Source organism: Pseudomonas putida, from assembly GCA_041879295.1.
GTDB lineage: Bacteria > Pseudomonadota > Gammaproteobacteria > Pseudomonadales > Pseudomonadaceae > Aquipseudomonas > Aquipseudomonas putida_Y.
In genome coordinates, this window is record CP047152.1 from 3577733 (window position 1) to 3604242 (window position 26510).

The following is a 26510-nucleotide window of genomic DNA, read 5'->3' on the forward strand; positions in this document are numbered from 1 at the left end:
AGCGGCGCCCATGAACCTCAGCAAGGTCGACCTCAACCTGTTCATCGTGTTCGATGCGATCTACACCGAAGCCAACCTGACCCGCGCCGGGCAGATCGTCGGCATTACTCAGCCGGCAGTGTCCAATGCCCTGTCGCGTCTGCGCGAAACCTTCAATGACCCGCTGTTCGTGCGCACCGCGCAAGGCATGGTGCCCACACCCATGGCGCAGAACATCATCGGCCCGGTGCGCAACGCACTGGCGCTGCTGCGGACCTCGGTGCAGGAAAGCCGCACGTTCAATCCGCAGCAGGCAAACAAGACCTTCCGCATCAGCATGACCGACCTGACCGAAGCGGTCATCTTGCCGCCGCTGTTCCAGCGCCTGCGCCGCCTGGCGCCGGCGGTAATGATCGAGAGTTTCCTGTGCAAGCGCCGCGAGACCACCAAGGAACTCGCGGCCGGCCGCCTGGACTTTGCCATCGACGCGCCACTGAACACCGACCCGCAGGTGCGCCACATCAAACTGATGCAGGACCGCTATGTCTGCGCCCTGCGCCAGGGCCACCCGCTGGCCGACAGCAAGCTGACCCTCGACAGCTACCTGGGCATGACCCATATCCATATTTCCAGCCGACGCAACGGCCTGGGTTACGTCGACCTGGCGCTGGGCAAGATGGGTGTGCAACGCAAGGTCGCCCTGCGTTCGCAACACTACCTCATGGCGTCGCAGGTGTTGCAGCAGACCGACATGGCCATGACGGTTCCCGAGCGCTTCGCCCGTCGCCATCAGTTGCGTTATCAGGCGCTGCCGGTGGAGGTGCCTGCACTGGAAACGCACCTGTACTGGCATGAAAGCACCGACCAGGACCCGGCCAACCGCTGGATGCGCGAACAGATCACCGAATTGTGCGAGCGCGTGGTGGCCGAGGAAGAGAAGGCGCTGGAGCCCGCCTGAATAAGCTGGCGAGGGGCCATTTATGGCACCTCACCCAAAAAAGTAGAAAATTCCATGCAATGTCTTAGAAAGAGAATTTTTTTCTATAAGCATCGAGAATCGAACCAAAGGAAGTGAAAAATATCGCGCTGCTGGCGGGTACGCTTACGTCAATGATTGCCGATTTCACGGCCACTGACACGGACCCGCCTCAATGCCTAGCGCCCCACTCTACTTCGATTACGCCGCCACAACCCCGGTTGACGACCGGGTCATCGAAACCATGCTCGCCTGCCTGGGAAGCCAGGCCAACTTCGGCAACCCGGCGTCCAGCGGGCACGCCTTCGGCCAAGCTGCACGTCACGCCGTAGAGCAGGCCCGTCAGCAAGTGGCCGAGTGCATCGGTGCGCAACCCGAGCATCTGGTGTGGACATCGGGGGCGACCGAGTCCAACAACCTGGCGCTCAAGGGTATTGCCCAAGGCATCGGCCAGCCCGGACACCTGATCACCAGCCAGCTGGAACACAAGGCCGTGCTCGACACCGTGGCCGAACTGGAGCGCCAAGGCTGGGCCGTTACTCGCCTGGCGGCGGATGCCGCCGGCCTGATCCAGCCCGCAAGCGTACAGGCAGCGTTGCGCGCTGACACCCGCCTGGTATCGCTGATGGCGGTCAACAACGAACTGGGTACGGTCACCGACTTTGCCGCGATCGGCGAGCAGGTGCGTGCCCACGGTGCCCTGCTGCACGTGGATGCCGCGCAGGCTGTGGGCAAGCTGGCAATCGACCTGCATACGATGGCCGTGGACCTGATGTCTTTTTCGGCACACAAGGTCTACGGGCCCAAGGGCATCGGTGCGCTGTATGTGGGGCCACGCGCTCGCGCGCTGATGCGTGCCCAGATGCACGGCGGCGGCCATGAGCAAGGCTTGCGTTCCGGCACCCTGGCGACCCATCAGATCGCTGGCATGGGCAGCGCCTTTGCCTTGGCCGGCCAACCCGGCGACAGCGAGTACCAGCGCCTTGAGCAATTGGCAAGACGCCTGCGCACAGGCCTGCTGGCCATGCCCGGCGTTACCCTGAATGGCTGCGCCAAGCAACGTATTCCCCATACCTTGAACCTGTGCATCGACAGCAAGGGCTTCAACAGCACGGCGCTGGCCAGCGAATTGGCCTTGTCGACCACCTCGGCCTGCAACTCGGCGAGCAACGCTGCCTCGCATGTGCTGCTGGCACTGGGGCTGGATGAACGCCAGGCACGCAACAGTGTGCGCTTGAGCCTCGGCCGTTTCAGCACCGAGGCTGACGTGGACAAGGCGCTCGAAGTGTTTGGCCGGGTGCTGGCGTCAGCATCGGCAGCACTGTGGTGACCACGCCCTAGAACAGGCGGCTGTCCGGCGTGAAATCCTCAACCTGGATTTTCGCGCTCTGCGCCTGCGGGTGCCGTGGGTTGAACAGGTAATTGGTAGTGCTGGGCATGATCGCGCTTGGCACCGGCAGCAGCAATGCCGAACAGTCATCCAGAAAGCGATTGCCCAACGTACGGGTCAACTCAGGCTGGGCGGACCAGCCGGGCTGCAAAGCGGGCAACTGCGCCTGGGAAACCGTGTCAGGCAGTTCGATGCGAAGCAAGCGCATGGTGGTAGGGAAATCCTCCGGGTCGATCTCCAGATGCACTAACACTTCCAGCATCGCCCCGGGAGGGCTGGTGGCGGCATACACCACCGGCCGACCCGCCTGGTGCCAGCGGCCGCTTACACGCAAGCCCCCCGTACCGCTCAAGTCTGCATAGGCGCTGATTCGCCACAAAATCACAGGCCATAGCCCTCGGCAATCTGCAGCAGCATTTCTTCGACCTGAGTGGTGCCTTGCTGGGTGGTGAGCATCTGCATCGGCGTCAGCCCCGAGAAGCGTTCCTTGGGCTTGGACAGCCAGCGCTTGGCCTTGCCCGCTTCACCGAACACGGCCTCGGCCATGGCGGTGATGTGGGCCGAGCGGAACAGCCGGTCGCTCTCATCCACGGTCAGCGGTTGGTCACGCTCGATACGGGATTTGAGCGTGCGCAGCGGGATGATCTGGTCGCGCTCCACCGGCGTGAGCACACCGCGTTCGGTCAGTTTCACCAACCAGGTGGCGGCAAAACCATCGGTGATGCGGGTGTGAATTTCGAAGTCGCTGGCAAGCTCGGGAATGTCCAGCAGCGCCTGCAGGCGCGCCCGGTACTCGTGGTAACCGTTGTCGCGAAGCACTTCGGCAAGCATGGCACGCTCCTTTTCGGCATTTACCGATAAGTATGCGGTATATGCCGGGTCATTGCCAGTTTGCCGGGGCGGGCAATCGAAGCCAGGGCTTTGCCAGATTGACCGCCAGCATTGCCAGGACCGCAAAGCGGCCCCGGAAACCTCACAGGAAGGTGAACACTTGCGATGCCGGCAACCGCGACTTGTTCAGCCCGGCATTGAAGTCCGCCTCGCTGCGGTAACCCAGGCTCAGGATCACCACACTGGTGAACCCACGCTCACGCAAGCCCAGTTCGGCATCGAGGACCTTGCTGTCGAAGCCCTCGATCGGCGTGGCATCCAGCCCATGCGCTGCCGCACCCAGCAAGGCAGTACCCAACGCCAGGTAGGTCTGCTTTTCCATCCAGTGCTGCACATCCTTCTGGTCGAAGCGGTGCAGGTTGACATAGTGACGGCGGCTCTGGTTTTGCCCGGCGCGCGCTTGCTCATCACGGAAACGGCCATCGGCAGCCTCTTGATCGAGCACGGTGTTCAGGTGTTCTTCAGTCATTTCGGTACGGGTGCAGAACACGATCACATGCGAGGCATCGAGAAGCTTCTGCGTGTTGTAGGCATAACCCTCCGCCGTGCTCTTGGCCAGGCGGGCCTTGCCTTCGGCCGTGTCGGCGACGATGAAATGCCAGGGCTGGGAATTGACCGACGACGGGCTGTGGCGCAGTTGTTCGAGCAGGGCGTCGACAGTGGCTTGGGGAATGCGGCGTGAGGCATCGTAAGCTTTGGTAGTGTAACGGCGCTTGGCCAGCGATACGGTATCCATGCGACAACTCCGTAATGAACAGTGGATGTGCCGCGCATCTTATCTTTCCAGCAAAAAAGAAAAAGCGGCACAATGTAACAACACTTTCATCCCTGGAATGAAAATGCTGCGCATCACCGACCTCGAACTGTTTGCCCGCAGCAGCGTGCTGGGCAGCTTCACTGCCGCCGCCCATGAAGCAGGCCTGCTGCCGGGCCAGGTGGCTGCCGCGATCAAACGCCTGGAACGCGACCTGGATGTACGCCTGTTCGCCCGCACCACCCGCAGCCTGCGCCTGACCGCCGAGGGCGAGCGCTACCTGCCAACCGCGCTGAATGTGCTGGAAAGCCTGCGCCAGGGCCATGAAGATCTGCATGGCAACCCCAATAGCCTGCGCGGCACACTGCAAGTGTCGGCCCCTTCCGACATGGGCCGCAACATGCTGCTGCCCTGGCTCAGCGCCTTTCGCCGCGACCACCCGGCATTGCAACTGCGCTTCTTTCTGTCCGACCAGATGGCCGACCTCAACCGCGACCCTGTGGATGTGGCCATCCGCTATGGCCTCAACCAGGATGCCAACTACATCGCCCTGCCGCTGGCCGAATGGAACCGCCGAGTACTGGTGGCCTCGCCCGACTACCTGGCCCGCCACGGCCGCCCGCTCACCCCCGACGCGCTGCAGCAGCATGCCTGCCTGCTGTACATGCAGCACAGCCGGGTGTACGACAAGTGGCAGTTGGGTAATCGCACCGTGCAGGTGCGTGGGCCGCTGGTCAGTGACGATGCCGACGTCATCCGCCGCCTGGCCATCCAGGGGGAAGGTATCGTCTACAAGTCGTGGCTGGATGTCAGCGCCAATATTGCGGCCGGGGAACTGGAAATCGTCCTGCCCGAATTGCTCGGCGAGTCTACCCCGCTCACGTTGGTTTGCCCTCATCGCAAGCAACTCACGCCTGCCGTGACGCAATTGCACCTGTGGCTACGCGAACGCTTCGAGGCCCTGCGCGCCCGGGCACTGACCAACGGCTGCACAATCGTTCCAGACTGAGCCGGGGGCGTTGCGCTAAGGTAGCGATTTACCCCACGGTACACGTCCATGAGCAACTGGATCGACTTCAAACAAGACGCCGACACCGGCATCGAGTCGGTCCGGGCGCATTTTGTCGGGCATGCCTATGACCCCCACTGGCACGACAGCTTCCTGGTCGGCGTGACCGAGCAGGGCGTGCAGCAGTTCAACTGCCGCCGGGTGCGCCACCGCAGCACGCCGGGGCAGGTGTTTTTACTTGAGCCTGGCGACATCCACGATGGCCTGGCGCCCACCGAAGAAGGCTTCACCTATTCGACGCTGTACCTGGAGCCCGCCTGGCTCGACCAACAGCTGCGCGCGCTGTACGAGCACGCGCCAGGCGACAGCCTGCCCAGCTTTGCCGACACCCTGTGCCATGACGAACGTCTGGCGCGGGCCACCGCCCAGGCCTTCCAGGCCGTGCATGATCAGGACTTGCGCATCGTCAGGCAAACGGCCATGGACGATTTACTGGCCTGTCTGACCCGTCACCTGCACTGGCGCCGCCGCATCAATCCCGACCCGCGCCTGCCGCTGACCGCACAGCGTGCGCGGGACTTCCTGCACGCCAACCTGGAGCGCGACATCGGCCTGGAAGACCTGGCCCAGGCCTGCGGCATCGACCGCTTTCGCCTGACCCGTGCGTTCAAGGCAGCGTTCGGCATTGCACCCCATGCCTACCTGATCCAGCTGCGCCTGGCCCGCGCGCGGCGCCTGCTTGCCCAAGGTCAGACACCTGCTGAAGTGGCCGTGGCGTTGGGCTTTGCCGACCAGAGCCATCTGGGGCGCTGGTTCCGCCGCGCCTACCAGTTGACCCCGGCTGACTACCGCAGGCGCTGCTCAAACCTTCCAGACTGAGTGCCGGCAGGCAGCGAGCATGGTGCTCCGCGTTTACGGAGCCCTGAACCATGTCGCAGTCGTTGTTGCCCTTCATTCTGTTCGCCCTGGTGTCCAGCATCAGCCCGGGGCCGACCAACCTGTTGATCCTGGCCCATGGCGCCCACCGGGGCCTGCGCGCAAGCCTGGCGCCGATCGTGGCGGCGTGTGGCGCGGCTGCAGCCATTGTGCTGCTCGTCGGGCTGGGGCTGGGCGAACTGCTGCTGCGCTACCCCCTGGCGCAACAGCTGATGAGCTGGGCCGGGGTGCTGTGGCTCAGCAGCCTGGCGTGGAAGATGCTGCGCAGTGCCGCCGCCCCGCTCCACACGACCACGGCGCCAGGCTTCAGTGCGCTCAGCGCGGCCTCGTTGCAAGTGGTGAACCCCAAGGTGTGGTTGATGGCCGTGGCGGTGGTCGGGGTATTTGCCGCGCCGTCGTTGCCAGTGTGGCAGTTGGCGCTGGTGTTTTTGCTGATCGCTCTGCCGAGCATGGCAACGTGGGCGCTGCTGGGGGTGGGGAGCGCCCGGTGGCTGCAGGCACCGGGGCGGTTGCGGGTGTTCAACCAGGTGTTGGCGGGGGTTTTGTTGATATCGGCATGGGCTGCAGTATTAGCCTGAGTCGCTACTTGGCTTGCAAGTGGCCTGAACGGCCTCGGCTCAGCGAGTCAGCGCCTCGCGAAAGCGCTGGGTACTGGCAACGGCCAGTACCAGCCCGACCACTGCTACGCTACCGCCCACCAGGCCGATATGCGCCACATTCATCTGGCTGCTGACGATACTGCCCAGCAGCGCACCACCGCCAATGCCGATGTTGTAGATACCCGAGAACAGCGCCATGGCCACATCGGTGGCATCGGACGCCAGCTTCAGGGTCCTGGACTGCAGCGACAGACTGAAGCTGAGAATCGCCACGCCCCAGAACATGCTCAGCACTGCGAACACATGGAAGTTGCCCGACAGCGGCAACATCAGCAACAGGCACGCGGCGAGCAACCCGATCGACCCCACCAGAAAGCCATGCGGGAAGCGGTCGCTGTAGCGGCTGAACAACAACGAACCAAAAACCCCGGCACCGCCGAACAACAGCAGCAACAGCGTGGTACGGTCGCCGCCAAACTGCGCTACGTGCAGGGCGAACGGTTCGATATAGCTATAGGCCGTGAACTGCGCGGTAATGACCAGCGTCACCAGCAGGTAGGTAATGACCAGTGCCGGGCGCTTGAACAGGACCGGCAGGCTGCGCAACGAACCGGAGTTCTGGCTGGGCAGCAGCGGCAGCGATTTCATCAGGCACAGCATGGTGGCAAGCGCTACCCCGGCAACGCTCAGGAACGTGATGCGCCAGCCCAGTGCCTCGCCCACTACGCGGCCCAGCGGGATGCCAAGGACCATGGCCAGGGTAGTACCGGTGGCCAGCAGGCCGAGCGCCTTGGCCTGCTGGCCCGGCGGCGCCACACGCACCGCCAGCGAGGCAGTGATGGACCAGAACACCGCATGCGCCAGGGCAATGCCGATACGGCTGACCAGCAATATGGCGAAGCTTTGCGAAAGCCACGACAACAAGTGGCTGACAATGAACACCAGGAACACGAACAGCAGCAGACGCCGCCGTTCGATGTTGCGGGTCAGCAACATCATGGGCAACGAGGCCAGTGCCACGACCCAGGCATAGATGGTCAGCATCAGGCCCACCTGGGCAGTGCTCATGTCGAAGCTGCGGCCAATGTCACTGAGCAGCGCCACCGGGACGAACTCGGTGGTGTTGAAAATGAAGGCCGCCAAGGCCAGGGCGATGACGCTCAGCCAGCTGCCGCTGCCCGTTGTGGGCGGCAGGTGTGTGGGGATGGGTTCGTTCATGGGTGGAAACTGCTTCTCCGCAGGCAACGCAACAAGTCGCACGCCAGCGACCCGCTTGCAGGGGTGCCAACGTACGTTTTGTTATGGATAGGAATGCCCGGCATGGTACGCGTCAAGCTGGGGCCTCACAACCACAGGGCAGGCAGAAGGAGTACCATGCACGCTTTGTGTGAAACGCGTGTGCAACAAGGAGCCCGATCCGCTCATGGACAAGCAGCCCCCCCAGCAGCAGTGGCAGCAGGCAGTTACCGCCTATGCCCAGGCCGTCAACGACTATGTCGCGCAGGGCCGTGCGCACAGTTGGGACAACCTCGAAGAGCCGCAGGCACCCGCCACCGAACACCTGCTCGACGCCTGGCTGGCAGCCCTGCAGGCAGCCAACCACCCTGGCGTCGACGAACTGCAGCGCCAGGCCTTCCGTGAGGCCTGGCCACCCGCGCACCAGCCCTTGGTACCGTTGCTCGAAGCGCACGGCCAAGGCATCGGCAGTGTCCTGCTGCTGGAAGATGGCAGCCTGCTGGCACGTATCGGCATGCCTTACGACAAGGGCCAGGTGGTGCGTATAGACCACCATGGGGTAACCCCGGTCATCGGCGTCGAACACTTTGGCCGCTGCCCGGCGCGGCGCTATTTCGCCTTGGCCAATGCCGAGGGCGTGCGTGTGACCGATGGCTGGGGTGGCCCGCAGGTGCAACGTCTGGCCTGGCCCACGGGGCTGGAGGGGTTGCCGCCAGGTTACCCGTTCGAGCCGTTCGACCTGCCGCCCACACCGACCGCGCTGATCCCCTTCCCCGACGGCCAGCGCGTGCTGCTGGTGAGTGCCGAAGGTATCTTTGTGCTGGCCACCCAAGGTGCGACCCGCCTGCTGCCACAGCAAGCACGCGTGCTCGATGAGTTGGCCGAGGGCACCGACCCGGACGATATCAGCCTGGGGCTGAGCATGGAGCATGGTGCGGTGTCGGCGGATGGCCGGCTGATCGTCGTGGGTGAGCAAGGCAGCCGGCACCTTGTTCTGGACGAACAGCTCAAGCCGCTGGCGCACATCGGCCCGGGCAGCGAATACCCACACTTTGCCTTGTTCAACCGCGCCGGTGACCAGTTGATCGTCAATGCCTGCCATTTCTACAGCGGCGCCACGCTGGCCGTGAGGGTGGCAGACCTGCACGGGCTGGATACCGATTACTACAGCCAGGACCCGCGTACCCCGCTGGTGCAGGATGGCGCAAGGGTGTATGCGGGGGTAGCGCGCGATGGCGAGTACATTGTGGGTGATGCCTATGGCTACCTGCGGGCGTTTGGCGAAGAGGGTACGGAGCATTGGCAGCATTACCTGGGATCGACCATCAGTGCGATGGATATCAGCGCCGACGGGCAAACACTGGTGGCGGCGAGCCATGCGGGGGTTATTTCGGTGATTGCGCTGGATAGCGGGCGGCCCGAGTGGCAGATCGGTACCGGGGCGCACGGCGAGGTGCGGCGATGGTTGTTCTGGAAGGGCTGGGACAAGCCAATGGCCTGGTAAAACGGCTGCATCGTTGCTGCCTGTACGGGCCCCACCGCGCGCAAGCCCTACATCACCCCTGTGTAGGAGCGGGCTTGCCCGCGAAGAGGCCCGTACAGGCAACCGATCAATCAGCCCTGTAGCGTGGCCATGTCGATCACGAACCGGTACTTCACATCACCGGCAATCATCCGCTCATAGGCCTGGTTGATGTTGCGGATATCCAGCATCTCGATATCGCAGCGGATGTCGTGCTCGGCGCAGAAGTCCAGCACTTCCTGAGTCTCGGCAATCCCCCCGATCAACGACCCCGCCAGCACCCGGCGCTTCATCACCAGGTTGGCCGCATGCAATGCCGGGTCAATCGGTTCGATCAGGCCGACCAGGATGTGCACCCCGTCGAACTTCAGCGTTTCCAGGTACGGGTTGAGGTCGTGCTGCACCGGAATGGTGTCGAGCAGGAAATCGAAACGGCCGGCAGCGGCGCGCATCTGCTCGGCATCCGTGGAGACGATCACATGGTCGGCCCCCTGGCGGCGCGCTTCCTCGGCTTTGGCCTGAGAGCGCGTGAACAGGGTCACTTCCGCACCCAGCGCCTTGGCCAGTTTGATGCCCATGTGGCCCAGGCCGCCCATGCCGAGGATGCCGATCTTGTGGCCCGGGCCCACGCCGTGGTGCTTGAGCGGCGAATAGGTGGTGATGCCGGCGCACAGGATAGGCGCAGCGCTGGGCAGGTCCATACCGGCTGGTATGCGCACCACGAAGTGCTCGCTGACCACGATGCTGCTGGAATACCCCCCCATGGTGTTGCTGCCATCGACCCGGTCCGGGGTGGCGTAGGTCATGGTCGGGCCTTCCAGGCAGTATTGCTCCAGATTCTTGGCGCAGGCTTCACAGGTACGGCACGAGTCGACCATGCAGCCAACGCCCACCAGGTCACCGACCTTGTGCGCGGTGACCTTGTCGCCCACCGCCGTGACCCGGCCGATGATCTCGTGGCCCGGCATCAGCGGGTACACGGCAATGCCCCATTCGTTGCGCGCCTGGTGGATGTCGGAGTGGCACACGCCGCAGTACAGAATGTCGATGGCGACGTCGTCCGGGCGCGGGCTGCGGCGTTGGAACGTCATGGGGGCCAGGGGGCTGGTGGGGGTTTGAGCGGCGTAACCGATGGCGGTATACATGCAGGGCCTCGCAGTGAAGTGAAACGATTCAGGCGACGCATTCTGCGCGCCGTTTGCCGCCTCGCCCACGGCTGATTCTCCGGCATGCATGCCTGATTCTACGAAGATGCCAACCCATAGCTGGCGCCACGCCCTCAATCTGCGATGATCAAGCTGTCTGATTCTCTGCCCTTGGTCCACCATGCAACTGACCCGTCACGTCGATGCCAATGCGCCGCTTTGCGCACTGATCCGCAGCCTCGCCACGCGCCCAGGCTTTGTGCCCACGCACCTGCCCCAGGTGCAGGTGCTGAGCTGGGACCACTATGTGGCCAGCAGCCCGCAGATCTACGAACCAAGCCTGATGATCCTGGCCCAGGGCAGCAAGCTGGCGCGCCTGGGGCCGCGCACCCTGGAGTACGGCGCCGGGCATTACTTGGTGCAGGCGTTGTCGGTGCCGTTCATGTGCGAAACCTTCGCCACCCCTGACGCGCCATTGCTGGGCGTGGCGGTGGGCATCGACCGTGGCGTGCTAGGAGAACTGGTGCAGAGCATGGGCCTGGTGCCGGACGCTGCAGTACAGGCGCAAACACCGCAATCGATGACCTCTGCAGCACTGGATGCGCCAATGCGCGAAAGTGTGGAACGGCTGCTGCACTGCCTGCAGGACCCGCTTGACGCCAAGGTACTGGGCCCGGCGCGCGTACGCGAGGTGCTGTATACCGCGCTGCGCGGCCCGCAGGCCGGTGTGTTGCGGGCACTGGTGGAGCAACAGGGGCACTTCGCCCGCATCGGCGCCGCCCTCGCCCACCTGCGCGAGCACTACGCCGAGCCGCTGAGCGTGGAGGCACTGGCTGCGCGCGCCAACATGAGCGTTTCGACCTTCCATGAACACTTCAAGCGCTGCACCGACATGGCGCCGATGCAGTACCTGAAGCGCTTGCGGCTACTCAAGGCGCAGCAGATGCTGATCGGCGAAGGCCTGGGCGTGGCACAGGCTGCGCACCGGGTGGGCTATCAGAGCACCTCGCAGTTCAGCCGCGAGTACAAGCGCCAGTTCGAACGTAGCCCGGGGGATGAATTGCCTTACCAGAGCTTGCCGGTGTAGTTGCTTGACCTGGACGGCCCCTGCAGGTCAGTCCACCAGCGGCCACTGCGCCAAGGGCCAGTAAGCCCCCTTGCGCGACTCGTAGAGCGTAAAGTGTCGTGCGGTGAGGTAAAACTCCGGCGCGCTGCTGGCCTCGGGCGGCTGCCCGCGGTAATCCCTGGACAGCGTCAGGTGCGGTCGATACTCACGTTTGGCCGCCTCCATCCCCAACGGCAGCAGCGCCTGCTGCAAACCGTACACCAGTTGCAACAGGGTCGGCGGTACCTGCTGCGCCTCCAGCACCAGGGCGCTGGCCCGCTGCCACACCTGCAAACGGTCGAGCAACAGCCGCGGCGCCGAGGCTGGCAGCGCCAGTTGGTCGACGGCCGCGCAAATCGCAGGCACCTGCGCGGTATCCACATCACCGAGGAACAGCAGCGTGACGTGGAAGTTGGCGGCCGGCACCGGTTTGCCGCTGCGCAGGTTCAGCCCTCGCCGCCACTGGGCCAGGTCACGGCGCTGGGCGTCGCTGACCGGCAAGGCGAAGAACAGCCGCTTGAACGGACTACCACTGGGGCGTATATCCTGAACCATACCAACTCCCTGACATGAAACGTTTGCGCAAGACTGTAGGGTATTACACCAATGTCGCCCCACAGTTTCGTAACAATCAGTACAAACTACCCCCATGATTGTTTATGCTGGCGGGCTCATGCCATGGCGCATGGCCATTCTTCGACCAGTAAACGTCCATGAAAATTGCACTCGTACTCATCTTCGTCCTCTCGATCGCCTATGTTCACCTGCGCGGTCGGGTTCGCCACAAGCTGACTCGCCAGCTGGGCGACCACTCCAGCTTCCTGGCCCCGATCAACAGCTTCCTGTACCTGTTCTCCAAACACCCGGCCAAGCCTTACCTGCCGGTCGAGGCCTTTCCAGAACTGAAACCGCTGCAGGACCACTGGCAGGAGATCCGCGAGGAAGGTCGCCAGTTGCTGCACGTGGGTGAAATCAAGAAGTCCAACAATTACGATGACGTCGGTTTCAACTCGTTCTTCAAGACCGGCTGGAAGCGCTTTTACCTGAAGTGGTATGGCGAAAGCCACCCGTCGGCAATGGCCCTTTGCCCACGCACGACCGAGCTGCTGCAAGGCATCGGCACGGTCAAGGCGGCCATGTTCGCCACCCTGCCACCCGGTGCCAAGCTGGTGCGCCACCGTGACCCGTATGCCGGTTCCTACCGCTACCACCTGGGCCTGGACACACCGAATGACGATGGCTGCTACATCGATGTGGACGGCGAGAAATACGCGTGGCGCGATGGTGAGGGGGTCATCTTCGACGAAACCTACATCCACTATGCGGCCAACACCACCGAGCACAACCGCATCATCCTGTTCTGCGACGTCGAACGCCCGCTCAAGTACCGCTGGGCAACTGCGTTCAACCGCTGGTTCAGCCGCAACGTGATGGCCGCTGCCGCTGCGCCCAACGACGCCAGCGACAAGACCGGTGGCATCAACCGCCTGTTCACCCGCATCTACAAGATCCGCGAGCGTGGCAAGGCGCTGAAAAAGCGCAACCGCATGCGCTACTACCTGGAAAAATGGGCAGTGGTCGCGGCGTTGGTGCTGGTGTTCATCTACATCTGAAGGCTCAACGCAGGCCACTGTACGAGTGACCTGCGTTTACCAACCAAAGTACCGCCTCACACGTGCAACTCTTCGACTAGCCTGAAAGCTCCACTCGCAACCACCCCAAGGTGAAGACGATGAGCATGATGGACTGGGACGCCTACCGTAAGCAGTTGATGGCCGGCATCGGCGATCTCAAGCAACTCTCACCCGACACCGTAGCCGGCTACATGACCGCCAGCGGTGCAGGCGCCAAAACCAACCACCTGGATGCCAAGACCCGCGAGCTGATCTCCTTGGCCGTGGCTGTGACCACCCGCTGCGACGGCTGTATCGCCGTGCATTCGCAGCAAGCCGTCAAAGAGGGTGCCAGCCGCGAGGAAATTGCCGAGGCCCTCGGCGTGGCCGTGGCCATGAACGCCGGTGCCGCGCTGGTGTACTCGGCCCGCGCAATGGACGCGGTGGGCAAGGCCAACGGTTGAGCACAAACGGCGTCGTCGCCCTTGCGCGACGGCGCCGCGCCACCCAGACTGGGCGGCTCACCCCGCGCAGGAACCCGCATGATCCACATTCGCCCCATGATGCCGGACGATTTTGATCGTTTCTGGCCTACCTTCCAGGCCATTGTCCAAGCCCGTGAGACCTACGCTTTCGACCCGGCCCTGAGCTTCGAGCAGGCCCGCCAGCTGTGGCTGGAGCTGCCCTTGCACACGCTGCTGGCCGAAGAAGATGGCGAGCTACTGGGTTCGTATTACCTCAAGGCCAATGCTGCCGGGCCTGGTGCGCATGTGGGCAATTGCGGCTACATGGTCTGCGCACAGGCACGCGGCCGGGGCGTGGCGCGCTTGATGTGCGAGCACTCGCAAAAGCTGGCGCGCCAGGAAGGCTTTCTGGCATTGCAGTTCAACTCGGTGGTAGCCAGCAACGAAGTGGCCGTGGCGCTATGGCACAAGTTGGGCTTTGAAACGGTCGGCCGTTTGCCCAAGGCCTACCGTCATGCCCGCCTGGGGCTGGTGGACTGTTTGGTGATGTACAAATGGCTGGCGGATGAGCCGGTGGTGGAGAAGCCGCCGCTGCTGATCGGGCGCAAGAACATCGAGGCACGGGTATCGCGACGCCGCGGGCGCTAGCCTGTACGGGCAAGCCTGCCTTCAAACTCAAAACCTGATTTTTTCGCGACATTCACAGCACACCCACATTTGACGCCCCCGCATTTCAGTGGTCAGATGCGCGCCAGTTTCAGGTGCCCTGCGCCGCCGCGCGCAGGGTGAAACGGGAAACCGGTGCGTCGTGTTGCCCACGACAAGTCCGGTGCTGCCCCCGCAACGGTAAGCGAGCGAACCCTTCGAGATACCACTGTGCTCAGGCATGGGAAGGTGAAGGTTTCATGCCCCTCGCAAGCCCGGAGACCGGCCTGGAGCTTCACTTGGCAACCCGCGGTGGGCGGGCGCAGGCCGGAATCCGTGCGCGCGCCTGCCTGCATGGTTCGCCTTTGCGTGTTTTCCACCGGGATCCATTCATTCCTGCAGCAGTGGAACGACATGTCCCGTATGTTCAAGCTTCACCCTCTGGCGGCCTGCCTGGCCGTCACCCTGCCGGCGCTGGCTGATGACCGCGACCCGCAGCCTCTGGCCCTGCCTTCCACGGCCATCACCGACACCCTCGACAGCCGTACCATCGACCTGGCCACGCCGACCCAGGCAGGCTCGCGCCTTGGCCTCAGTGCCCTGGAGACGCCGGCCAGCACCAGCAGTATCAGCGAACGGCAGATTCAGCAGCGCAACAACCTCACAGTGCAGGATGCAGTGACCCGCTCGCCGGGCATTACCTTCGTCGGCTCACCGGGGGACGGCGGTACAGGCTTGTCTGCCCGCGGCTTTGCCGGCCACAGCTCGGTGATGACCCTGTTCGACGGCGCGCGCCTGTACACCGGTGCCGGCACCCAAACCTTCCCGGTCGACCCATGGATGGTCGAACGCATCGAGGTGATTCGCGGCCCGGCCTCGGTACTGCATGGCGAAGGCGCCACCGGCGCGGTGATCAACGTGATCCCGAAAAAACCTTTTGCCGGCGAAGTGCGCAACCACCTGCGCCTGGGTTACGGCTCGTGGGACCGCCAGCAGCTCGGCCTGGACAGCGGCGGCAGCCTCAGCGAGCGCCTGAGCTACCGCCTGACGCTGAACCAGCAGGCCGGCAATGGCTGGGTCGACCGCACCGCTTCACGTAGCCTGGCCATGAGCGCCGCGCTGCGTTTCGATGCCAGTGATGACCTCAGCTTCACGCTGGCCCATGACCGCGGCGATGCACAACCTGCCAACTACTACGGCACCCCGCTGATCGACGGCCACTACCGCAGCAGCCTGCGCAAAAAGAACTACAACGTACAGAACGACGTGCAGCAGTACGTTGATGAATGGACCCGGCTGACAACCGACTGGGCGCTGAACGACCAGCTCAGCGCCAGCAACCAGTTTTACTACATCAAAAGCCGCCGCCACTGGCGCAACGCCGAGGACTACAGCTGGGACGCAGAGCGTCAGCAACTGCTGCGCGGCAGCTACCTGGAGATCAAGCACAACCAGGAGCAGTTCGGCGACCGCCAGACCTTCACCTTCGACCACACCCTGTTCGGCCTGGCCAGCAAGACCGTGCTCGGTGCCGAGTACAACAAGGTGCGCTTCAACGTCGACAGCAATTCCCCCTACAACGATGTCGGCGGCGACTACGTCGACCCGTGGCAGCCACAGCCCGGCGGGTTCCATAGCGCCTCGCCGTTGCGGCCGCAAACGCTCTCGACCACCCATACCTTTGCCCTGTTTGCCGAAAACCGCCTGCAATTGAGCAATCGCCTGTCGTTGGTTACCGGCGTGCGTCGCGACCAGAACCACATCGACCGCAACAACTTGACCAACGACAGCCGCAGCGATCGTAGCCTGCAAGGTGGCAACTGGCGCGTGGGGCTGGTGTATGCACTCAACGACGACCTGTCGTTGTACGGCCAGTACTCAACCAGCGAGGACGGGGTCAACAACCTCATCAGCCTCAGCCCCGCGCAGATGCACTATGACCTGACCAAGGCGAAGCAGACCGAGGCCGGCATCAAGCAGCGCTTTTGGGAGGGGCGTGGCGAATGGACGCTTGCCGCCTACCACATCGTCAAGAAAAAGCTGCTGGTCGACGACCCGATCACGCACGAGAAGCAACAAGCCGGGCAGCAGACCTCCGATGGCCTGGAAGCGACGCTGGAGCTGGCCCTGGCCCATCAGTGGCAGGTGTCGGCCAATGCATCGCTGGTACGCGCCAAGTACGACGACTTCGACGAAATGGTCGGCGGCCTGCCACAGGACCGCGCAGGCAACCGGCCGGCCAACGTGCCACGGCGTACCGCCAACCTTTGGTTGAGCAAAGGCTTCGGCCAGCAGGTAGAGGCCGGCTTGGGGGCGCGTTATGTGGATGAGCGTTTTGCCGATACCGCCAATAACCACAGCGCCCCCGGCTACACCGTGGTCGATGCCAACATCGCCTGGCAGTTGTTGCCGGATGTGAAGTTGGGGTTGCAGTTGAACAACCTGTTCGATCGTGAGTATGTGCAGTCGGCGTTCAGCGGGCAGCAGTGGTTGATGGGGATGCCGCGGTCGTACTTCGCGACGCTGGATTACAGCTTCTGATCTGGGTGGCTTGTGCCGCGAAGAGCCCGGCACAGGCCACACAAAAACCTCTGTCCCCTTTTATCTCCATGTTATACGATAACGTTTCATATGAAATTAATTCCTGTTAGATACCCCATGACAAGTGCCAGCGCCACGCCCACGCTGATCACCCAGCGCCTGCAGAGCATCGATGCCCTGCGCGGCCTGGTGATCCTGTTCATGCTCCTGGACCACGTCCGCGAGACTTTCTTCCTGCACCACCAGGTCAGCGACCCCATGGCCATCGACACCACGGAACCGGCGCTTTTCTTCAGCCGCACCCTCGCCCACTTGTGTGCGCCGGTGTTCGTCCTGCTGACCGGCCTGTCGGCCTGGCTGTATGGCGAGAAGTATCAGGGCCGTGGCGACGTCTCGGCGTTCCTGTTCAAACGCGGGCTGTTCCTGGTGGTGCTGGAGTTCACCCTGGTCAACTTCGCCTGGACCTTCCAGTTGCCCCCCAGCGTTATCTACCTGCAAGTGATCTGGGCCATCGGCGTCAGCATGATCGCCCTGTCGCTGCTGGTGTGGCTGCCACGCGCCGCGCTGCTCGCCCTGGGCGCCATCATCGTCGCCGGCCACAACCTGCTCGACGGCGTGCACTTTGGCGCAGAGTCAGCCCTGCATGTGCCGTGGGCAATCCTGCATGATCGAGGCTGGCTGGCGTTTTCCGAGACCCTGCACCTGCGCACCTCTTACCCGGTGCTGCCGTGGATCGGCGTCATCGCCCTGGGTTACGGCCTGGGGCCCTGGTTCGCCCGTCGCAGCGATGCCGGACAACGCCAGCAACACCTGCTGGTAGCCGGTTTGCTCGCGCTGCTTGGCTTTGCCCTGCTGCGCATGTTCAACGGTTACGGTGAGGCGCCGTGGAGCGGTTATCCAACCTTCACGCAAACCCTGATGAGCTTCTTCAACATCACCAAATACCCACCGTCGCTTCTGTTCCTGGCCCTGACCCTGGGCTGTGGCCTGCTGCTGTTACGCGCGTTCGAGCGGGCCGGCCAAGTGCGCTGGATCACGGCACTGGCGGTGTTCGGTGCGGCACCGATGTTCTTCTACCTGCTGCACCTGTATGTGCTGAAGCTGCTGTACCTGGCCTGCGTGGCGCTGTTCGGGCTCAACCATGGCGACTACTTCGGTTTCGACAGTATTGCAACGGTGTGGCTGGGCGCGGTACTGCTGGCGGTTTCGCTGTACCTGCCGGTGCGCGGGTTCGCCCGGCTGAAGCAGCGCCGCCGCGACATCAGCTGGCTGAAGTACTTCTGAAAAGCGTTTTCCCCCGGCGCCGCGATGGTCTACCATGCGGGCCGCCGGTTTCCACCACGGAACTAACAGGGAATCCCAGGCCCGCCAATACGGGCCAAACGGAACTGCCCCCGCAACTGTAGGTGCCGAGCCTGCTCCACCCATGCCACTGGGCCTACCGCCCGGGAAGGCCGGAGCCAGGCCATGACGCACCAGTCAGGAGACCTGCCGGCCTGCATTCACCAACCGGCGGGGTGTCCGGGATTGGCCGTCAGTGTTGCCCCAGCCACCCGCTGGGGCTCGGCGATGCCTGTCCGTGCGTTCCTCACCAGAACTGTCCGATAAGAGATCGCCCAGCATGCTGCCCCGTTTCGCCACCCTGCTCGCGGGCCTAGGCCTCACTGGCCTGGCCCAGGCCGCTGCCACCCACTACCCGCTGACGGTCGACAACTGCGGCAAGCCGCAGACTTTTGCCCAGGCACCGCAGCGCGCCGTCACCATCGGCCAGGCCGGTACCGAGCTGCTCTATGCCTTGGGGCTGGGTGACAAGCTGGCAGGCACCTCGCTGTGGTTCAACAACGTATTGCCTGAATACCAGGCAGTGAACGCCAAGGTTCCACGCCTGGCCGACAACGAACCCAGCTTCGAGGCGGTGGTCGGCAAGCACCCGCAGCTGGTCGCGGTGCAGTTCGAATGGATGGTCGGTGCCCAGGGCTCGGTCGCCACCCGCGAGCAGTTCGATGAACTGAAGATCCCCACCTACGTGCTGCCATCGGACTGCGAAGGCAAGGACAACCTGGTCGGTGCAGACGGCACCCGCCTGCAAGCGTTCCAGGTAGACAGCATCTACAAGAGCGTCAGCCAACTGGCCGAGATCTTCGACGTTCAGGACCGCGGTGCGGCCCTGAACGCAGAATTGCAAGGGCATCTGGACAGCGCCAGGGCGCGGCTGGCCGGCAAGGACCTGTCGGCAACTACGGCGCTGTTCTGGTTCTCCAGCGCCGACCTTCACATCGACCCCTATGTGGCCGGCCGCCAGGGTGTCGCCGACTTCATGCTGCGCACCCTTGGTGTACGCAACGTGGTCGAGTCCAGCGAAGAATGGCCAAGCGTAGGCTGGGAAACCCTGGCCAAGGCCAATCCGACCTGGCTGATCATCGCGCGCATGGACCGCCGCCGTTTCCCCGCCGACGACTACCAGAAAAAGCTCGAATTCCTGCGCAGTGATCCGGTAACCCGCAACATGGACGCAGTGAAGCACGACCGTATCATTATCCTTGACGCCGACGCCATGCAGGCCGGTATCCGCCTGTTCCGCGGCGTTCAAACGCTGTCCACGGCCTTCGCCAGCGGTAAAGCAGCCCAGTGATGATTCGCCTGTTACCCTGCATCGCCGTTGCCCTGGCCGCCCTGTTGGCTGCCCTGCTGGCCGGCACCGCCATCGGCGAAACCAACCTGTCGCCCAGCGTGGTCGGCCAGGTGCTGGCCAACCACCTGTGGCAAGCCGCCTACCCGGTGGACCCGATCGACGCCGGCATCGTCTGGAACTACCGCCTGACCCGCACCCTGGTCGCAGCCGCTTGTGGCGCCGGGCTGGCCACCTGCGGTGTCATCCTGCAGGCGATGTTGCGCAACCCACTGGCCGAGCCCTACTTGCTGGGGCTGTCTGCCGGTGCCTCGACCGGCGCGGTACTCGTCGGCCTGCTGGGCCTGGGTAGCCTGGCGTTAAGCATGTCCGCAGGGGCTTTCATCGGTGCCGTGGCCGCATTCGCCTTGGTACTGGTGCTGGCCCGCGCGGCCGGCCCCAGCAGCAACAATGCCCAGGTGATCCTTGCCGGTATCGCCGGCTCGCAACTGTTCAATGCACTGACCGCCTTCCTGATCACCAAGTCGGCCACCGCCGAGCAGGCGCGCGGTATCCTGTTCTGGCTGCTGGGCAACCTGAGCGGCGTGCGCTGGCCTTCGGTGTGGCTGGCTGTGCCGGTGGCGATTTTCGGTTTGCTGGTGTGCCTGTGGCACCGCCGTGCTCTGGATGCCTTCACCTTCGGTACCGATTCGGCCGCCTCGCTGGGCATCCCGGTGCGGCGCACCCAGTTGCTGCTGATCAGTTGTGCAGCGCTGGTGACAGCTGTGATGGTGTCCATTGTCGGCGCCATCGGGTTTGTCGGGCTGGTAATACCCCATGCCCTGCGCCTTCTGCTCGGCCCCGGGCACAGCCGTCTGTTGCCCGCCAGCGCACTGGGCGGTGCGCTGTTCCTGATTGCGGCAGACATTCTTTCACGCACGCTGATCGCCGGCCAGGTGATCCCGGTGGGCGTGGTGACTGCGCTGATCGGTGCCCCCGTATTCGCGCTGATTCTGGTTAGCCGTCGGGGGCGCCCATGACCGCCATGACAGCAGTTCGCATCCCTCCGCTGGCCTGCCATGGGCTGGGGCTGCAACTGGCCGGCAATACCGTGCTCAGCGATATCGACCTCAGCGTTGTCGCCGGTGAAACCCTGGGAATTGTCGGCCCTAACGGCTCGGGCAAATCCTCGCTACTGAAGTTGCTGGCAGGGTTGCGCAAACCGGCCTGCGGCAGCGTGCAGCTCATGGGTGAGCCACTGGCACAGATGCCCCGCCGCCGTGTTGCCCAGACGCTGGCGCTGGTCGAGCAACAGGCCGACACCCTCGATGCGATCAGCGTGTTCGACGCGGTTGCCTTGGGCCGCACACCCTGGCTCTCGGCCCTGGCACCGTTCTCGCGGCAGGACCGCGCCATCGTCGAGCAAGCCCTGACCGACCTCGATGCCCTGCACCTGCGCACGCGCCTGTGGGGGTCGCTGTCCGGTGGCGAGCGCCAGCGTGTACACATCGCCCGCGCGCTGGCCCAACGGCCGCAGGTGCTGCTACTGGACGAGCCGACCAACCACCTGGACATCCAGCATCAGCTAAGCCTGCTGCAACAAGTGCAGGCGCTGCCGGTAACCACCCTGGTGGCGCTGCATGACCTCAACCAGGCGCTGACCTGCGACCGTGTCGCGGTTCTTGACAAAGGCCGCCTGATCGCCCTCGGCAAACCCTTCGAGGTGCTTACCCCCAAGCGCCTGCTGAGCACCTTCGGCGTCCACGCCCACTACCTCACCGACCCTTTCGACGGCGCGCGCATCCTGCGCTTTCGCGCCCCCTGAACCAAGTAGCCCTGCCCATGCTGTTGCGTCATTGCCAACAGGCACGTTCCCACAGGTCAGCGTAATCGCAACTGCATGTGCGTGGTCTGCCACACCGGGTCTTGCTCCACATCCACCAGCGTGAACCCTTGCCGCTCCCAGAACGCAATGGCGCCCGGCAGAAACGGATGAGTATGCAGGTAAAGGCAGTCGACGCCCGCTTGCATCGCCCGTTCGCGCAAGGCACCAAACAAGGCAGCCGCCAGGCCATGCCTGCGGTAGGCCGGCAACACGAACAGCCGCACCACCTCGACTACCCGCTCTGCGCGGTAATCAAGCTGGGCAAAGCGATGATCATAGGGCAAGTAACCTATCACCGCGACCAGCCGCTCACCCTCACGGGCTTCCAGAAAACAGCCCGCGCCGTCCAGGTAAGTGTCGGCGAAATGCGCCAGGTCACGCGGCAAGGGTGCGTTGGCGAGCATCGGAAAAAGCACGCGGCGAGCGCTGTCGACAAACGCCAGCACTTCGGCAATGGCGTCACGCGCTACAGGTTGCAGGGTCCAGTTCGGCATCGGGCGGTTGCCAGTGTGATCGGGAGCGCACGGTTCTACCGCAGCGTGCCGCTCAAGGCAAATCACAGGGCTCGTCGCGGCAAGGCGGACACCGGTATAATCGGCAGTCTTCACTGCCCGACCAGGCCACACCATGCCTCGCCTCCCGAAGTTGCTGTTCCCCCTGTTGCTGGCTGCTGCACTCACCGCCTGCGACCAGAAACCCTCCCGTGAAGAACAGATCCTCGCCCAGCTGCCGCTGCAGGACGCCTACACGCACAACATCGAGCGCATGTCCGCGCTGCTGGGCCGCACTCACCCGCAGCTGTCGCAAGCGACCATCCAGGACGTACTGCGCAAGCACCTGACCGTCGAGGACCAGCGCCGGGACCTGTTCCGCCTGTACAGCGAAAAGAACTTCAGCGACGCCGAATTCGCCACCATCGTCGCCGCCACTCAGGACCCCGCCAAAGCGCGCGCCCTGGAAGACACCGAAGCCGGCAAACGCTTGAGCGAAAAACTCACCGCGCTGATGCGCGAAACCGCCCGCGATGTGAACGTGCAGGCCTTGGTCGAACAGCGCATGCAACAGGTGGAAGATGAGCTTGATGCACTGGACAAGGCAGGCTCTTGAGCGCCACCCGCTAAGGTAACTCCCGTTCAGCAGCCCTTTACGATCACCCGAGGTCAGGATTGCCACACACCAAGCACGGATTGCGCCTGGATCTACGTACACTCATTCTGGTGCTCTGCGCCCTGACCGCAGTGGTCATGCTGTGCGCCAGCTATTTCGCCAGCTACCGGGTGCAGCGCCAGCTACTGATCGACAATGCCCTGGAAGCCAACCGGGTGTATGCGAGAAAGCTGGCCAGCATCACCGAAACCTTCATTGGCAGCGCCTTGCAGCAACTGATGTTCAGCGCCGGTGTACAAAGCCGACAGTTGAGCGACACCGCAGCGCTGCAGGTAGAGACTGACCGCGTACTGGGCCAGAGCATGGCCTTCAACTCCACCTTCGTGATCGATGCCAACGGGGTACTGCTGGCAGTATCCCCCGCCCCGCTACGCCACCTGATCGGCACCCACGTGCAGTCGCCCGGCGCTCAGGAAGCCCTGCACGAACGCCGTCCACTGGTTTCCACGCCCTACCTGTCGGCGGCCGACAACCTGGTGGTGGTGCTTTCGCAACCTATTTTCGACAACAACGGCCGCTACCTGGGGTATGTGGGTGGCAGCCTGTACCTGCGTGAACACAACATCCTCAACAGCCTGCTGGGCGAGCATTTCTACAAGGACGGTTCGTACCTGTATGTGGTCGACCGCAACCGACGCCTGCTGTACCACCCCAATAGCGAACGGGTAGGCACGGTGGTGGAGGGCAATGCGCTAGTTGACCAGCTGGCGACACTGGACAGCGGTACCCGGCAGTTGACCAATAGCCTAGGCGTGGAAATGCTCGCCGGTTTCGCCACTGTACCCAGCGCCGGCTGGGGCGTGGTAGCGCAGCAGCCTTTGGCGCAGACGGTGACGCCGCTGAACCATCTGGTGCTGAACGTGATCGCCAGTTCGGCGCCTTTGGCGCTGGTTGGCAGCCTGCTGCTGTGGTGGTTGGCCCGTACCATCGCCCGGCCGCTGTGGAAACTGGCCGCGAGTGCCCGCACGATGGACCGCGCCGGTACCGCCGAACGCTTGCATCAGGTGCGGGCCTGGTACTTCGAGGCGGCAGAGCTCAAGCGCGCATTGCTGTTCAGCCTGAACTTGCTGCAAGAACGCATCGGCCGGCTCAATCGGGACGCCCAGACCGACCCGCTGACCGGCCTGGGCAACCGCCGCAGCCTGGAATTCAGCCTTTCGTTACTGGAAGCTGAAAACCAGGAGTTTGCTGCCATTGCGCTGGATATCGACCATTTCAAGCGGATAAATGACAGCCATGGACACGAAGTGGGCGACCAGGTGCTGCGCCAGCTGGCGGAGCTCATGCGCCGTTGTTGCCGCGAGGGCGACCTGTTGTGTCGCACCGGCGGCGAGGAGTTCTTGATATTGCTGCCTGGGGCAACCCTGAATGTGGCCGCCGCAGTGGCCGAACGGTTGCGTGTGACCGTACAGGATATGCCGGTGGAACCGGTGGGGGCAGTGACAATTTCGCTGGGGGTGACGCACTGGGATGGCGAGACGCACGGCGAGCCCATGAACGCATTGGGCGAGGCTGACCGGGCGCTTTACCGGGCCAAGCAAGAGGGGCGCAACCGGGTCGCTTTTGCCTGAACGCCTTGTGTTGTCACCATGGAACGGGCTCGCCCGTGAAAATGCCGATACAGGCAACGATGCATCGCTGCCCTGTAACAATTCCTGTCATAAAACTGCAGCGTTCCAGTCATAGGATTGACCCCGACCTGACATTTTCACTTCATGGATGAGCGTCTCATGCGTCGTGTGGTTTTCAATCAGAAAGGTGGCGTTGGCAAATCCAGCATTGCCTGCAACCTCGCCGCAGCCAGTGCCGCCGAGGGCTACCGAACCTTGCTGGTCGACCTCGACCCACAGGCCAATGCCACCTTCTACCTGACCGGGCTGGCCAACGACACCATTCCTGCCGGCATCGCCGACTTCTTCCGCCAGACCTTGTCGCCGGTTACTGCCGCCGGCAAGAAGCACCGCGTGGTAATCACCGAAACCCGCTACAGCAACCTGCACCTGGTCACCGCCAGCCCTGACCTCAGCGACCTGCAAAGCAAGCTGGAGAGCAAGTTCAAGATCAACAAGCTGCGCAAGTTGCTGGTGGCGCTGGGCGAGGACTACGAGCGGATCTACATCGACACCCCGCCCGCACTGAACTTCTACACCTTCAGCGCGCTGGTGGCGGCCGAGCGTCTGTTGATTCCGTTCGACTGCGACAGTTTCTCGCGCCAGGCCCTGCACAGTGTCATGGCCGAGGTCGAAGAACTGCGCCAGGACCACAACCCCGCGCTGCAGGTGGAAGGTGTGGTGGTCAATCAGTTCGCCGGCCGCACCGCACTGCACCAGACCCTGGTCGATCAACTGCGCAGCGAAGGCCTGCCGGTGCTGCCGGTGTACCTGAGCAGTTCGATCAAGATGCGTGAATCGCACCATGCCTCGGTGCCATTGGTGCATTTGGCGCCACGGCATAAACTGGCCCTGGAATTTGTCGATTTGCTGGATGTGCTTGAGCGTGCGGCCTGACAGGCCTTTTGAGGCACTCCGGCTGTAACCTGCTGCATCGGTTGAATCAGGTATACCGAGGTCGCCCTCGACAAAGCGCCTTGCAGCGCCCGGCTATCTACTGGCAAGCACAATAACGATGGCGCGGCCCTACCGCGCCACTTTCATCATGGCTGCCAAAGGAAACCGGAGAGCTCCCGCATGTCCGCACATCATGAGGTATCCCCCGCCACCCTGCGCAGGGTGATAGCCGCTTCGGCCATCGGCAACTTCGTCGAATGGTTCGACTTCGCCGTGTACGGCTTTCTCGCCACGCTGATCGCCAGCCAGTTCTTTGCCAGCGAAGACGCCAGCGTGGCCTTGCTCAAAACCTTCGCGGTGTTCGCCGTGGCCTTCGCCCTGCGCCCCTTGGGCGGCATCGTCTTCGGTGCCTTGGGCGACCGACTGGGTCGCAAGCGCATCCTGTCGCTGACCATCCTGCTGATGGCCGGCTCCACCACGTTGATCGGCCTGCTGCCGACCTATGCCAGCATCGGCCTGGCAGCCCCGGCGCTGCTGACCCTGGCCCGCTGCCTGCAGGGGTTTTCTGCCGGTGGCGAATATGCCGGGGCCTGCGCCTACCTGATGGAGCACGCGCCTGACGACAAGCGCGCCTTTTATGGCAGCTTCGTACCTGTGTCGACCTTTTCCGCCTTTGCCTGCGCAGCGGTGATCGCTTATGGCCTGGAGGCCAGCCTGTCGACCGAGGCGATGAATGCCTGGGGCTGGCGCATTCCGTTCCTGATTGCCGCACCGCTGGGCCTGGTCGGCCTGTACCTGCGCTGGCGCATGGAGGAAACCCCGGCGTTCCGCGAAGCCGTCGCCCAAGGCAAGGAGCACGAGCATTCACCGCTGAAGGAAACCCTGCGCCACCATGGCCGGGTCATCCGCAACCTGGGGGCGTTCATTTCGCTGACCGCGTTGTCGTTCTACATGTTCACCACCTACTTCGCCACCTACCTGCAACTGGTCGGCAACCTGACCCGCGCGCAGTCACTGCTGGTGACCACCGTGGCCCTGCTGTTCGCCGCCGTGGGCTGCCCGCTGGCCGGTGCATTTTCGGACCGGGTGGGGCGGCGCAAGACCATCGGTTTTACCTGCCTGTGGATGATGCTTAGCGTGTTCCCGGCGTACTGGCTGGCCAGCTCTGGCTCGATGTCGGGTGCGTTGCTGGGGGTGATCCTGCTAGCGGTGGGGGCACTGTGCAGTGGCGTGGTTACCGCAGCATTGCTGTCGGAAAGTTTCCCTACACGTACCCGCTATACCGCTTCGGCGATTACCTACAACGTGGCCTACACGCTATTTGGCGGCACTGCGCCGCTGGTGGCAACCTGGCTCATCGGCCAAACCGGCAGCAGCCTGGCACCGGCGTTCTACCTGGTGGTGATTGCGCTGGTGGCGTTGGTGGGCGGCTTGGCGTTGCCGGAAACTTCGCGGATTTCTTTGCATGAGGACATGAGCATGGACGGTGTGCGGGCCGGAACCCGAAACACCGTCTGAAATTTCCGGGGCTGCCTTGC

26 protein-coding genes and 2 riboswitches are annotated in these 26510 nt (G+C 63.6%); of the genes, 19 read left to right on the plus strand and 7 right to left on the minus strand.

Annotated elements, in window-relative coordinates; all coding sequences use genetic code 11:
- The first annotated feature begins 10 nt into the window (after nt 1-10).
- Entirely contained in the window at nt 11-937 is a 927-nt protein-coding gene (locus tag GST84_16465; GenBank protein XGB13837.1) for a LysR family transcriptional regulator, read from the plus strand.
- A gap of 193 nt (nt 938-1130) precedes the next feature.
- The gene (locus tag GST84_16470; GenBank protein ID XGB13838.1) at nt 1131-2285 is read left to right on the plus strand and encodes an aminotransferase class V-fold PLP-dependent enzyme; all 1155 of its coding nucleotides are present in this window, start codon (nt 1131-1133) and stop codon (nt 2283-2285) included.
- Nucleotides 2286-2292: 7 nt separating this feature from the next.
- Here the strand turns inward: GST84_16470 and GST84_16475 are convergent, their stop codons facing one another.
- The 3 genes from GST84_16475 to GST84_16485 all read right to left on the minus strand — a co-directional run bounded on the left by GST84_16475 (nt 2293) and on the right by GST84_16485 (nt 3972).
- Nucleotides 2293-2730 carry an RES domain-containing protein gene (locus GST84_16475; protein XGB13839.1) on the minus strand — a complete coding sequence of 146 codons (438 nt, stop codon included), beginning with the start codon at nt 2728-2730 and terminating at the stop codon, nt 2293-2295.
- The gene (locus GST84_16480) at nt 2727-3176 is read right to left on the minus strand and encodes a DUF2384 domain-containing protein (protein XGB13840.1); all 450 of its coding nucleotides are present in this window, start codon (nt 3174-3176) and stop codon (nt 2727-2729) included. The genes GST84_16475 and GST84_16480 overlap by 4 nt, the downstream gene beginning before the upstream one ends.
- Before the next feature lie 142 nt (nt 3177-3318).
- The gene (locus tag GST84_16485) at nt 3319-3972 is read right to left on the minus strand and encodes an oxygen-insensitive NAD(P)H-dependent nitroreductase NfsB (protein ID XGB13841.1); all 654 of its coding nucleotides are present in this window, start codon (nt 3970-3972) and stop codon (nt 3319-3321) included.
- 103 nt (nt 3973-4075) lie between these two features.
- Here GST84_16485 and GST84_16490 point away from each other — a divergent pair, with 103 nt between their 5' ends.
- The 3 genes from GST84_16490 to GST84_16500 are packed head-to-tail and all read left to right on the plus strand — an operon-like array spanning nt 4076 to nt 6513.
- Nucleotides 4076-4999: a LysR family transcriptional regulator gene (locus GST84_16490; protein ID XGB13842.1), complete on the plus strand. Its 924-nt coding sequence runs from the start codon at nt 4076-4078 to the stop codon at nt 4997-4999.
- 48 nt (nt 5000-5047) lie between these two features.
- Nucleotides 5048-5878: a helix-turn-helix domain-containing protein gene (locus tag GST84_16495; GenBank protein ID XGB13843.1), complete on the plus strand. Its 831-nt coding sequence runs from the start codon at nt 5048-5050 to the stop codon at nt 5876-5878.
- A gap of 50 nt (nt 5879-5928) precedes the next feature.
- Nucleotides 5929-6513 carry a LysE family transporter gene (locus tag GST84_16500; GenBank protein XGB13844.1) on the plus strand — a complete coding sequence of 195 codons (585 nt, stop codon included), beginning with the start codon at nt 5929-5931 and terminating at the stop codon, nt 6511-6513.
- A 39-nt stretch (nt 6514-6552) separates the two neighbouring features.
- On the opposite strand, the gene GST84_16505 is transcribed toward GST84_16500, so the two are convergent.
- On the minus strand, nt 6553-7752 hold the full coding sequence (locus GST84_16505; protein XGB13845.1) for a sugar transporter: 1200 nt from the start codon (nt 7750-7752) through the stop codon (nt 6553-6555).
- Between the two features lie 205 nt (nt 7753-7957).
- On the opposite strand from GST84_16505, the gene GST84_16510 reads away from it, so the two are divergent.
- On the plus strand, nt 7958-9274 hold the full coding sequence (locus GST84_16510; protein ID XGB13846.1) for a hypothetical protein: 1317 nt from the start codon (nt 7958-7960) through the stop codon (nt 9272-9274).
- Between the two features lie 110 nt (nt 9275-9384).
- On the opposite strand, the gene GST84_16515 is transcribed toward GST84_16510, so the two are convergent.
- Complete coding sequence (locus tag GST84_16515; protein XGB13847.1) at nt 9385-10437, minus strand: alcohol dehydrogenase catalytic domain-containing protein; 1053 nt, start codon at nt 10435-10437, stop codon at nt 9385-9387.
- A 181-nt stretch (nt 10438-10618) separates the two neighbouring features.
- On the opposite strand from GST84_16515, the gene GST84_16520 reads away from it, so the two are divergent.
- Nucleotides 10619-11524: a helix-turn-helix domain-containing protein gene (locus GST84_16520; protein ID XGB13848.1), complete on the plus strand. Its 906-nt coding sequence runs from the start codon at nt 10619-10621 to the stop codon at nt 11522-11524.
- 27 nt (nt 11525-11551) lie between these two features.
- On the opposite strand, the gene thpR is transcribed toward GST84_16520, so the two are convergent.
- A complete protein-coding gene (gene thpR / locus GST84_16525; protein ID XGB13849.1) occupies nt 11552-12097 on the minus strand; it encodes an RNA 2',3'-cyclic phosphodiesterase in 546 nt (181 codons plus the stop codon).
- Nucleotides 12098-12255: 158 nt separating this feature from the next.
- Between thpR and lpxO the strand changes: the two genes are divergently transcribed.
- The 8 genes from lpxO to GST84_16565 all read left to right on the plus strand — a co-directional run bounded on the left by lpxO (nt 12256) and on the right by GST84_16565 (nt 21238).
- On the plus strand, nt 12256-13155 hold the full coding sequence (gene lpxO / locus GST84_16530; GenBank protein XGB13850.1) for a lipid A hydroxylase LpxO: 900 nt from the start codon (nt 12256-12258) through the stop codon (nt 13153-13155).
- 119 nt (nt 13156-13274) lie between these two features.
- Nucleotides 13275-13619, plus strand: coding sequence for a carboxymuconolactone decarboxylase family protein (locus tag GST84_16535; protein XGB13851.1), 345 nt, complete (start codon nt 13275-13277; stop codon nt 13617-13619).
- A gap of 78 nt (nt 13620-13697) precedes the next feature.
- Nucleotides 13698-14267 carry a GNAT family N-acetyltransferase gene (locus GST84_16540; protein ID XGB13852.1) on the plus strand — a complete coding sequence of 190 codons (570 nt, stop codon included), beginning with the start codon at nt 13698-13700 and terminating at the stop codon, nt 14265-14267.
- A 94-nt stretch (nt 14268-14361) separates the two neighbouring features.
- Nucleotides 14362-14570, plus strand: a riboswitch (cobalamin riboswitch).
- Nucleotides 14571-14678: 108 nt separating this feature from the next.
- Complete coding sequence (locus GST84_16545; GenBank protein ID XGB13853.1) at nt 14679-16805, plus strand: TonB-dependent siderophore receptor; 2127 nt, start codon at nt 14679-14681, stop codon at nt 16803-16805.
- Between the two features lie 117 nt (nt 16806-16922).
- A complete protein-coding gene (locus GST84_16550; GenBank protein XGB13854.1) occupies nt 16923-18089 on the plus strand; it encodes a DUF1624 domain-containing protein in 1167 nt (388 codons plus the stop codon).
- Between the two features lie 28 nt (nt 18090-18117).
- Nucleotides 18118-18316, plus strand: a riboswitch (cobalamin riboswitch).
- Between the two features lie 110 nt (nt 18317-18426).
- Nucleotides 18427-19437, plus strand: coding sequence for an ABC transporter substrate-binding protein (locus tag GST84_16555; GenBank protein ID XGB13855.1), 1011 nt, complete (start codon nt 18427-18429; stop codon nt 19435-19437).
- A complete protein-coding gene (locus GST84_16560; protein XGB13856.1) occupies nt 19437-20453 on the plus strand; it encodes an iron chelate uptake ABC transporter family permease subunit in 1017 nt (338 codons plus the stop codon). Before GST84_16555 ends, GST84_16560 begins: the two co-directional genes overlap by 1 nt.
- Complete coding sequence (locus GST84_16565) at nt 20450-21238, plus strand: ATP-binding cassette domain-containing protein (protein ID XGB13857.1); 789 nt, start codon at nt 20450-20452, stop codon at nt 21236-21238. The genes GST84_16560 and GST84_16565 overlap by 4 nt, the downstream gene beginning before the upstream one ends.
- A gap of 56 nt (nt 21239-21294) precedes the next feature.
- On the opposite strand, the gene GST84_16570 is transcribed toward GST84_16565, so the two are convergent.
- Complete coding sequence (locus tag GST84_16570) at nt 21295-21792, minus strand: GNAT family N-acetyltransferase (protein XGB13858.1); 498 nt, start codon at nt 21790-21792, stop codon at nt 21295-21297.
- A gap of 133 nt (nt 21793-21925) precedes the next feature.
- Here GST84_16570 and GST84_16575 point away from each other — a divergent pair, with 133 nt between their 5' ends.
- From GST84_16575 to GST84_16590, 4 genes are all read left to right on the plus strand, one after another.
- The gene (locus GST84_16575; GenBank protein ID XGB13859.1) at nt 21926-22405 is read left to right on the plus strand and encodes a hypothetical protein; all 480 of its coding nucleotides are present in this window, start codon (nt 21926-21928) and stop codon (nt 22403-22405) included.
- Between the two features lie 59 nt (nt 22406-22464).
- Nucleotides 22465-24036, plus strand: a complete 1572-nt coding sequence (locus GST84_16580; protein XGB13860.1) for a diguanylate cyclase — start codon at nt 22465-22467, stop codon at nt 24034-24036.
- A gap of 159 nt (nt 24037-24195) precedes the next feature.
- Nucleotides 24196-24972, plus strand: a complete 777-nt coding sequence (locus tag GST84_16585) for an AAA family ATPase (GenBank protein ID XGB13861.1) — start codon at nt 24196-24198, stop codon at nt 24970-24972.
- Between the two features lie 180 nt (nt 24973-25152).
- The gene (locus GST84_16590; GenBank protein XGB13862.1) at nt 25153-26490 is read left to right on the plus strand and encodes an MFS transporter; all 1338 of its coding nucleotides are present in this window, start codon (nt 25153-25155) and stop codon (nt 26488-26490) included.
- Nucleotides 26491-26510 lie beyond the last annotated feature (20 nt).

What these genes read in the sequence shown, in the direction of transcription:
- GST84_16465 (XGB13837.1), top strand. Translation starts at nt 11, where the DNA reads ATGAACCTCAGCAAGGTCGACCTCAACCTGTTCATCGTGTTCGATGCG.
- GST84_16470 (XGB13838.1), top strand. Translation starts at nt 1,131, where the DNA reads ATGCCTAGCGCCCCACTCTACTTCGATTACGCCGCCACAACCCCGGTT.
- GST84_16480 (XGB13840.1), bottom strand. Translation starts at nt 3,176, where the DNA reads ATGCTTGCCGAAGTGCTTCGCGACAACGGTTACCACGAGTACCGGGCG.
- GST84_16485 (XGB13841.1), bottom strand. Translation starts at nt 3,972, where the DNA reads ATGGATACCGTATCGCTGGCCAAGCGCCGTTACACTACCAAAGCTTAC.
- GST84_16490 (XGB13842.1), top strand. Translation starts at nt 4,076, where the DNA reads ATGCTGCGCATCACCGACCTCGAACTGTTTGCCCGCAGCAGCGTGCTG.
- GST84_16495 (XGB13843.1), top strand. Translation starts at nt 5,048, where the DNA reads ATGAGCAACTGGATCGACTTCAAACAAGACGCCGACACCGGCATCGAG.
- GST84_16500 (XGB13844.1), top strand. Translation starts at nt 5,929, where the DNA reads ATGTCGCAGTCGTTGTTGCCCTTCATTCTGTTCGCCCTGGTGTCCAGC.
- GST84_16505 (XGB13845.1), bottom strand. Translation starts at nt 7,752, where the DNA reads ATGAACGAACCCATCCCCACACACCTGCCGCCCACAACGGGCAGCGGC.
- GST84_16510 (XGB13846.1), top strand. Translation starts at nt 7,958, where the DNA reads ATGGACAAGCAGCCCCCCCAGCAGCAGTGGCAGCAGGCAGTTACCGCC.
- GST84_16515 (XGB13847.1), bottom strand. Translation starts at nt 10,437, where the DNA reads ATGTATACCGCCATCGGTTACGCCGCTCAAACCCCCACCAGCCCCCTG.
- GST84_16520 (XGB13848.1), top strand. Translation starts at nt 10,619, where the DNA reads ATGCAACTGACCCGTCACGTCGATGCCAATGCGCCGCTTTGCGCACTG.
- thpR (XGB13849.1), bottom strand. Translation starts at nt 12,097, where the DNA reads ATGGTTCAGGATATACGCCCCAGTGGTAGTCCGTTCAAGCGGCTGTTC.
- lpxO (XGB13850.1), top strand. Translation starts at nt 12,256, where the DNA reads ATGAAAATTGCACTCGTACTCATCTTCGTCCTCTCGATCGCCTATGTT.
- GST84_16535 (XGB13851.1), top strand. Translation starts at nt 13,275, where the DNA reads ATGAGCATGATGGACTGGGACGCCTACCGTAAGCAGTTGATGGCCGGC.
- GST84_16540 (XGB13852.1), top strand. Translation starts at nt 13,698, where the DNA reads ATGATCCACATTCGCCCCATGATGCCGGACGATTTTGATCGTTTCTGG.
- GST84_16545 (XGB13853.1), top strand. Translation starts at nt 14,679, where the DNA reads ATGTCCCGTATGTTCAAGCTTCACCCTCTGGCGGCCTGCCTGGCCGTC.
- GST84_16550 (XGB13854.1), top strand. Translation starts at nt 16,923, where the DNA reads ATGACAAGTGCCAGCGCCACGCCCACGCTGATCACCCAGCGCCTGCAG.
- GST84_16555 (XGB13855.1), top strand. Translation starts at nt 18,427, where the DNA reads ATGCTGCCCCGTTTCGCCACCCTGCTCGCGGGCCTAGGCCTCACTGGC.
- GST84_16560 (XGB13856.1), top strand. Translation starts at nt 19,437, where the DNA reads ATGATTCGCCTGTTACCCTGCATCGCCGTTGCCCTGGCCGCCCTGTTG.
- GST84_16565 (XGB13857.1), top strand. Translation starts at nt 20,450, where the DNA reads ATGACCGCCATGACAGCAGTTCGCATCCCTCCGCTGGCCTGCCATGGG.
- GST84_16570 (XGB13858.1), bottom strand. Translation starts at nt 21,792, where the DNA reads ATGCCGAACTGGACCCTGCAACCTGTAGCGCGTGACGCCATTGCCGAA.
- GST84_16575 (XGB13859.1), top strand. Translation starts at nt 21,926, where the DNA reads ATGCCTCGCCTCCCGAAGTTGCTGTTCCCCCTGTTGCTGGCTGCTGCA.
- GST84_16585 (XGB13861.1), top strand. Translation starts at nt 24,196, where the DNA reads ATGCGTCGTGTGGTTTTCAATCAGAAAGGTGGCGTTGGCAAATCCAGC.
- GST84_16590 (XGB13862.1), top strand. Translation starts at nt 25,153, where the DNA reads ATGTCCGCACATCATGAGGTATCCCCCGCCACCCTGCGCAGGGTGATA.